General features: G+C 64.3%; 5 protein-coding genes. 4 read left to right on the forward strand and 1 reads right to left on the reverse strand.

The genetic code is table 11. The features are described from left to right. Positions 1 to 4 precede the first annotated feature (4 nt). On the reverse strand, positions 5 to 451 hold the full coding sequence (locus tag ACYCCG_RS22060; protein WP_209963584.1) for a universal stress protein: 447 nt from the start codon (positions 449 to 451) through the stop codon (positions 5 to 7). A gap of 272 nt (positions 452 to 723) precedes the next feature. Between ACYCCG_RS22060 and ACYCCG_RS22065 the strand changes: the two genes are divergently transcribed. The 4 genes from ACYCCG_RS22065 (at position 724) to ACYCCG_RS22080 (ending at position 5828) form a co-directional block, all read left to right on the forward strand. Then, positions 724 to 1629, forward strand: a complete 906-nt coding sequence (locus ACYCCG_RS22065; protein ID WP_016497993.1) for a LysR family transcriptional regulator — start codon at positions 724 to 726, stop codon at positions 1627 to 1629. Positions 1630 to 1745: 116 nt separating this feature from the next. Continuing rightward, entirely contained in the window at positions 1746 to 3287 is a 1542-nt protein-coding gene (locus ACYCCG_RS22070) for an MFS transporter (RefSeq protein WP_176682576.1), read from the forward strand. Positions 3288 to 3315: 28 nt separating this feature from the next. Further along, the gene (locus tag ACYCCG_RS22075) at positions 3316 to 4377 is read left to right on the forward strand and encodes an HlyD family secretion protein (protein WP_176682577.1); all 1062 of its coding nucleotides are present in this window, start codon (positions 3316 to 3318) and stop codon (positions 4375 to 4377) included. Next, the gene (locus ACYCCG_RS22080; RefSeq protein WP_339444080.1) at positions 4374 to 5828 is read left to right on the forward strand and encodes an efflux transporter outer membrane subunit; all 1455 of its coding nucleotides are present in this window, start codon (positions 4374 to 4376) and stop codon (positions 5826 to 5828) included. Before ACYCCG_RS22075 ends, ACYCCG_RS22080 begins: the two co-directional genes overlap by 4 nt. The last annotated feature ends 391 nt before the right edge of the window (positions 5829 to 6219 follow it).

A 6219-nucleotide genomic window follows, 5' to 3' on the forward strand; every position in this document is an offset into this window, starting at 1 on the left:
GCGGTCAGGCAGAGCCCACCAACACTGGCATGTCTACCCGGTCAATCACCTTCGCGCTGATTGACGGGTCCAGCAACCGCCCCAACCGCGACAGGTGGCGGTGGCCCATGATGATCAGTTCGCAGTTCAATTCCTGCGCTTTGGCCACAATCGCTTCAACCGGCTGGCCGGCCGCCATGCAGCCCAGGCTGGTGAAGCCGGCTTGCTGCAGCTCGCGCACGGCCTCGGCTACGGCGTGGTCGGCATGCTGCTGTTCCTCGCAGGCGGCGGGGTATTCTTCCAGTTCCTCGGCGGTGTAGGGCGCAGGTTGCTCATGCACGGCGAAGGTGGAGTCGATGGCCAGCAGCACGTGCAGTTCGTGTTCGCCGGGGCGGCAGTAGCGGCGGGCGAGGGTGAGCAGGGTGCTGGAGGCGGGGGAGGCGTCGATGGCGATCAGGACGGGGCTGGGCATTGGAATCCTTGGCAGAGGCTGGCTTGTGGGTCTGCAGGATCGGCCCTTTCGCGGGCATGCCCGCTCCCACAGGTGTGTCGCACAACATTCGGGAATTGTGGGGGGCCTGTGGGAGCGGGCGCGCCCGCGAAAAGGCCAGACCTGCCAATGCTTCATTTAAGGCCGAATACGCCCAGTGAATAAATGCCCCACCACGCAAGAGCGCATTGCGTCTGATGCAATCCACCAACCTGCTACCATCGCGTTTCCCGCAGCTGTAACGGAAAACGGCCATGCAACTCCCGGACATGAACCTGCTCGTCGCCCTCGATGCCTTGCTCGACGAGGGCAGCGTGGTGGGCGCAGCGCAGCGCATGAACCTGAGCCCGGCGGCCATGAGCCGGACATTGGGGCGTATCCGCGATGCCTTGGGTGACCCGATCCTGGTGCGCGCCGGCCGTGGCCTGGTGCCTACGCCCCGTGCGTTGGCCCTGCGCGAGCAGGTGCATGGCCTGGTGGAGCAGGCCGGGCAGGTGTTCCGCAGCCGTGACGATGTCGACCTGGTCAACCTGGACCGTGCCTTCAACATCCGCACCAATGATTTGTTCATTGCCCTTTACGGCGCCCAGCTGCTGCGCATGATGCTGGCCCAGGCGCCGCGTACGGTGTTGCGGTTTGTCCCGGAGGGCAGTGGTGACGATGATGCAGTGCTGCGCAACGGGCATATCGACCTGATCATCAGCTCGGCCATTGAACTGGGCCCGGAAATCAAGGTGCAGAGCCTGTTCAATACTTACTTTGTAGGCCTGGCGCGTGTGGGCCACCCTATCTTCGATGCCCCGATCACCCCTGAGCGTTTTGCCGCCTACCCGCAGATCAGCGTGTCTCGACGCGGCCGTGCCAACGGGCCGATCGATGTGGCGTTGGCCAACCACAAGGTGGAGCGGCGCGTGGCCCTGATCACCACCAGCTTCCACTCGGCGATGTTCTCGCTGCCGGATTCGGACCTGATCCTGCCGATACCCGCCAATATCCTCAACAGTGTGCAGCGGTTGAAGTTGCCATTGCGCTCGTTCGAGATCCCGGTGCCGTTGGAGAAGGTCAATGTGATGCAGGCGTGGCACCCGCGCTTCGACAACGACCCCGCGCACCGTTGGTTGCGCCAGACGTTGAAAGCGTGTGGCCGCATCGATCCGTGATTCAGGCATGGATTGCGTCTGACGCAATATAAAACTACCGACAAGTCAGTTTTCGTCAGCATTCGACCTTCTTAAACTTGCCCCAGCCCTGAAATTGTTGCTGGAGATGTATTCTCATGACTTCCCTGACGGCGCCCTCTGCGGCGCTGGCCGCCGCCCCCGCGCCGGCCGCGCCTGCGCAGACGGCGTTTGGCCTGCAGGTGGTGGTCGGGCTGTTCGGTGTGTTGCTGGCTGTGCTGTGCGCCGGCCTCAACGAGTCGGTAACCAAGATTTCCCTGGCCGATATCCGCGGCGCCATGGGCATTGGTGCCGACGAAGGGGCCTGGTTGCTGGCGGTATACAGCGCCGCTTCGGTCTCAGCCATGGCCTTTGCGCCGTGGCTGGCCACGACCTTCTCGCTGCGGCGCTTCACCATGAGCGCAATTGGTCTGTTCGCCGTGCTTGGCCTGCTGCAACCGTTCGCCCCCAATCTGCACAGTTTGATGTTGCTGCGCGTACTGCAGGGCTTTGCCGCTGGCGCCTTGCCGCCGATGCTGATGAGCGTGGCCCTGCGCTTTCTGCCGCCAGGTATCAAGGTCTATGGCCTGGCCTGCTACGCCCTGACCGCCACCTTTGGCCCCAACCTCGGCACGCCGCTGGCGGGGCTGTGGACCGAATACGTCGGTTGGCAATGGGCGTTCTGGCAGATCATCCTGCCCTCGCTGCTGGCCATTTTCTGCGTAGGCTGGGGGCTGCCGCAGGACCCGCTGCGCCTGGAGCGTTTCAAACAGTTCGACTGGCGAGGCGTACTGCTGGGGCTGCCTGCAATCAGTTGTACCGTACTTGGCCTGTCGCTGGGCGACCGCTGGGGTTGGTTCGACTCGCCGTTGATCTGCTGGCTGCTGGGCGGTGGCCTGCTGTTGCTGGTGTTGTTCATGTACAACGAGTGGTCCGAGCCGTTGCCGTTCTTCCAGTTGCGCTTGTTGCAGCGGCGCAACCTGAGTTTCGCCCTGGTGACCCTGGCCGGTGTACTGGTCGTGCTCTCGGGTGTGGGCAGCATCCCGTCGGCCTACCTTGCGCAGATCCAGGGCTATCGCCCAGCGCAGACCAGCCCGTTGATGATGCTGGTGGCCATGCCGCAACTGATCGCCCTGCCGCTGACAGCGGCACTGTGCAACATCCGCGCAGTGGACTGCCGCTGGGTGCTGGGCATTGGCCTGGCGATGCTTGCGGCGTCCTGTGTTGGCAGCAGCCTGCTGACCAGCGAGTGGATCCGTGGCGACTTCTACCCGTTCTACCTGCTGCAGGTGTTCGGCCAGCCGATGGCCGTGCTGCCGTTGCTGATGCTGTCAACCAATGGCATGACCCCGCAGGAAGGCCCGTTCGCCTCCAGCTGGTTCAACACCGTCAAGGGCCTGGCCGCCGTCATCGCCGGTGGCCTGCTGGATGTGCTTGGCACCCTGCGCCGGCATTTCCATTCCAATCACCTGGTGGACAGCTTGGGTAACGCCCCGCTGGTCGACGGCAACGCCGCCGGCCTGGCCAAGCGCATTCACGACCAGGCGCAGGTATTGACCTCGGCTGACCTCTATCTGGTGCTGGCCTGTATCGCCGTGGCCCTGATCTGCCTGATTCCTTTCGTGCCTACCCGGGTCTATCCGCCGCGTGCGGTGGCTTGAACCCTGGACGATGTCGAGAACTATTGAAATGACCAACAACCGCAAAACCCTTCTCATCGGCTCGGTGCTGGCCGTGGCCGTCCTGGCCGGCATCGTCGGCCCTTGGATCTTAGGCAGCGACCACCGCCAGAGTACCAATGACGCCTATGTGACCGCTGACTACACCGTGGTCGCGCCCAAAGTCGCCGGCTTCATCAAGCAAGTGCTGGTGGAAGACAATCAGCAGGTCACGGCTGGCCAGTTGCTGGCGACCATCGATGCGCGTGACTACCAGGCCGCGCTGGATGCTGCGCAGGCGCAGTTGCTGGTAGCCCAGGCACAGAGCGCCGATGCCCGCGCCACGCTTGAACGCCAGGATGCGCTGATTGCCCAGGCCGAAGCGGCAGTGAAGGCGGCCCAGGCTGAGGTGGCGTTCGCCGACCATGAAGTCAACCGCTACAGCCGCCTTGCCGAGCAGGGCGCAGGTACCGTGCAGAACGCCCAGCAGGCGCGCAGCGCGGTCGATCAAGCCCGTGCTCGCCTGGCCAACGCTCAAGCGGCGCGGGTGGCGGCGCGCAAGCAGGTGGACATCCTCACGGCTCAAGTGGCCAGCGCCGATGGCCAGCTCAAGCGCGCCGAAGCAGGCCTGGAAAAGGCCCGGCTCGATCTGTCTTACACCCGCATCACAGCGCCGGTGGACGGGATGGTCGGCGAACGCGCCCTGCGCGTGGGGGCCTACGTCAACCCGGGTGCCCGCCTGCTGTCGGTGGTGCCGTTGCAGCAGGCTTATGTGGTCGGCAACTTCCAGGAAACCCAGCTGACCCACGTACAGCCGGGCCAGCCGGTGCGCATCAGCGTCGACACCTTCTCCGGCGAAACCCTGCAAGGCCATGTGCAAAGCATTGCCCCGGCTACCGGCGTAACCTTCGCCGCGGTCAAGCCAGACAACGCCACCGGCAACTTCACCAAGGTGGTGCAACGCATTCCGGTAAAGATCGTTTTCGATGATGGCCAGCCACTGCTCACCCGCCTGCGTGTGGGCATGTCGGTAGAAGCCACCATCGACACCCGTGGCGACAAGCTGGACGGCAAAGAGGTAAGTGCGCGATGAAAACGGGATTGCGCTTGAGCCCGTTGCTGCTGGCCGTGCTGCTGGCCGGCTGCACCCAGGGCCCGGATTTCATGCGTCCAGATAGCCAGTCCCCGCAGCAGTGGGCGCCGCTGCAAGGCGAGGCGGCAGCCAGCCAGCCGCAGGCCGAACCGCTGGAACTGCGCTGGTGGGAAACCTTCCACGATGCAAAGCTTAGTGCCTTGATCCAACGCGTTGCCGAGCGCAACCTCAACTTGCAGATGGCCAGCGCGCGGCTGCTGCAAAGCCGTGCCCTGCGCAGCACCTTGGCTGCCGATGAAGTACCGTCGGTGGACGTGAACGCCGGTTACAGCCGCGCGCGCAACAGCGCCGATGGCTTGAGCGATCCGTCCGGCAAGGCCGGGAAAGAAGCCTTCAACCTCTGGCAGGGTGACCTGGTGGCCGGTTGGGAATTGGACCTGTGGGGCCGTGTGCGGCGTCAGGTCGAGGCTGCCGATGCCACGGTTGAAGTGGCCGAGAATGACCGCCGCAGCGTGCTGCTGGCGCTGCTTTCGGAAACCGCCGGCAATTACATCCAGCTGCGTGCCGTGCAGCACACCCTCGATGTGACGCAGGATAACCTCAGGGTCGCCCGGCACAGCCTGAAGCTGTCCCAGGACCGCCAGGCCGAAGGTGTTGCCACGCGCCTGGATGTGGCCCAGGCCAGCGCCCAGGTCGCGTCTATCGAGTCGCGCCTGCCGAGCCTGGAAGCGCGGCGTGATGACTTGATCAATGCCCTCAGCCTGCTCGCTGCCGAGCGGCCGCGCAGCCTCCAGGCCGAATTGCTGCAAGGCGGCGAGTTGCCCGTGCCGCAGCAGAAATTTGCCATCGGCTTGCCGTCCGAACTGGCCGAGCGCCGCCCGGACATCCGCCAGGCCGAGGCCCGCCTGCATGCCGCCACCGCCAGCATTGGCGTGGCCAAGGCGGATTTCTACCCGAGCATCCGCCTGTCGGGCAGTGTCGGCTTCCAGGCCATGCAGCTGTCGGATTTCGGTGGCTGGGATTCGCGCCGGTTTGCCTTCGGTCCGCAGTTGTCGCTGCCAATCTTCGAAGGCGGCCGGCTCAAGGGCACCCTGGAACTGCGCGAGGCGCAACAGCAGGAAGCCGCGCTGAACTATCGCAAGGTGGTGCTGGGGGCCTGGCATGAAATTGACGATGTGCTACGCCTGTACAACGCCAGTCAGTTGCGCCGTGATCACCTTGCCGAGGCCGTGCGGCAAAACCGTATCGCCCTGGAAACCGCCCAGCGCCAGTATGTGGAAGGGGCGGTGGACTTTCTCAATGTACTGACGGTGCAAGGCGCGCTGCTGGCCAGCGAGGAGCAATGGATCGACAGCTCGGCGGCGGTGTCGCAGGCGCTGGTGGGGCTGTACAAGGCGCTGGGTGGAGGCTGGCAGGCGTTTGACGAGCAGCTGCCGAATGCTCACAGCTAGGGAGGAAGCACAGAGTTTGAAGGGGGGGGCACTGCGGTCCATGGCCTGATTCTTTGCAGGCTGCACCGGCCTCTTCGCGGGTGAACCCGCTCCTACACGGCGGCCTGTGTCCAACCACCGATGTGTGTCCACCACCAATCTGCGTAGGAGCGGGTTTACCCGCGAATACGGTAGCGGCGGCAACAGTGAACGGCGGGTGAAAATTGGCCAGCAGGCCCGGCCCTTTCGCGGATAAACGGCGGCCTGTGTCCAACCACCGATGTGTGTCCACCACCAATCTGTGTAATCGATGGACTCGCCCCCGCCGAGGCATCACAGTGCCACGGTGGTGTTCGAAGAAGCCAACGGCAGCGAGGGCGAGACCATGAAAAAGCATAGTTCGAAACACGAT

The organism is Pseudomonas sp. VEM90 (genome assembly GCF_054611535.1).

Coding starts and splice junctions, on each gene's coding strand:
- ACYCCG_RS22080 (WP_339444080.1), top strand. CDS start 4,374: ATGAAAACGGGATTGCGCTTGAGCCCGTTGCTGCTGGCCGTGCTGCTG.
- ACYCCG_RS22070 (WP_176682576.1), top strand. CDS start 1,746: ATGACTTCCCTGACGGCGCCCTCTGCGGCGCTGGCCGCCGCCCCCGCG.
- ACYCCG_RS22065 (WP_016497993.1), top strand. CDS start 724: ATGCAACTCCCGGACATGAACCTGCTCGTCGCCCTCGATGCCTTGCTC.
- ACYCCG_RS22060 (WP_209963584.1), bottom strand. CDS start 451: ATGCCCAGCCCCGTCCTGATCGCCATCGACGCCTCCCCCGCCTCCAGC.
- ACYCCG_RS22075 (WP_176682577.1), top strand. CDS start 3,316: ATGACCAACAACCGCAAAACCCTTCTCATCGGCTCGGTGCTGGCCGTG.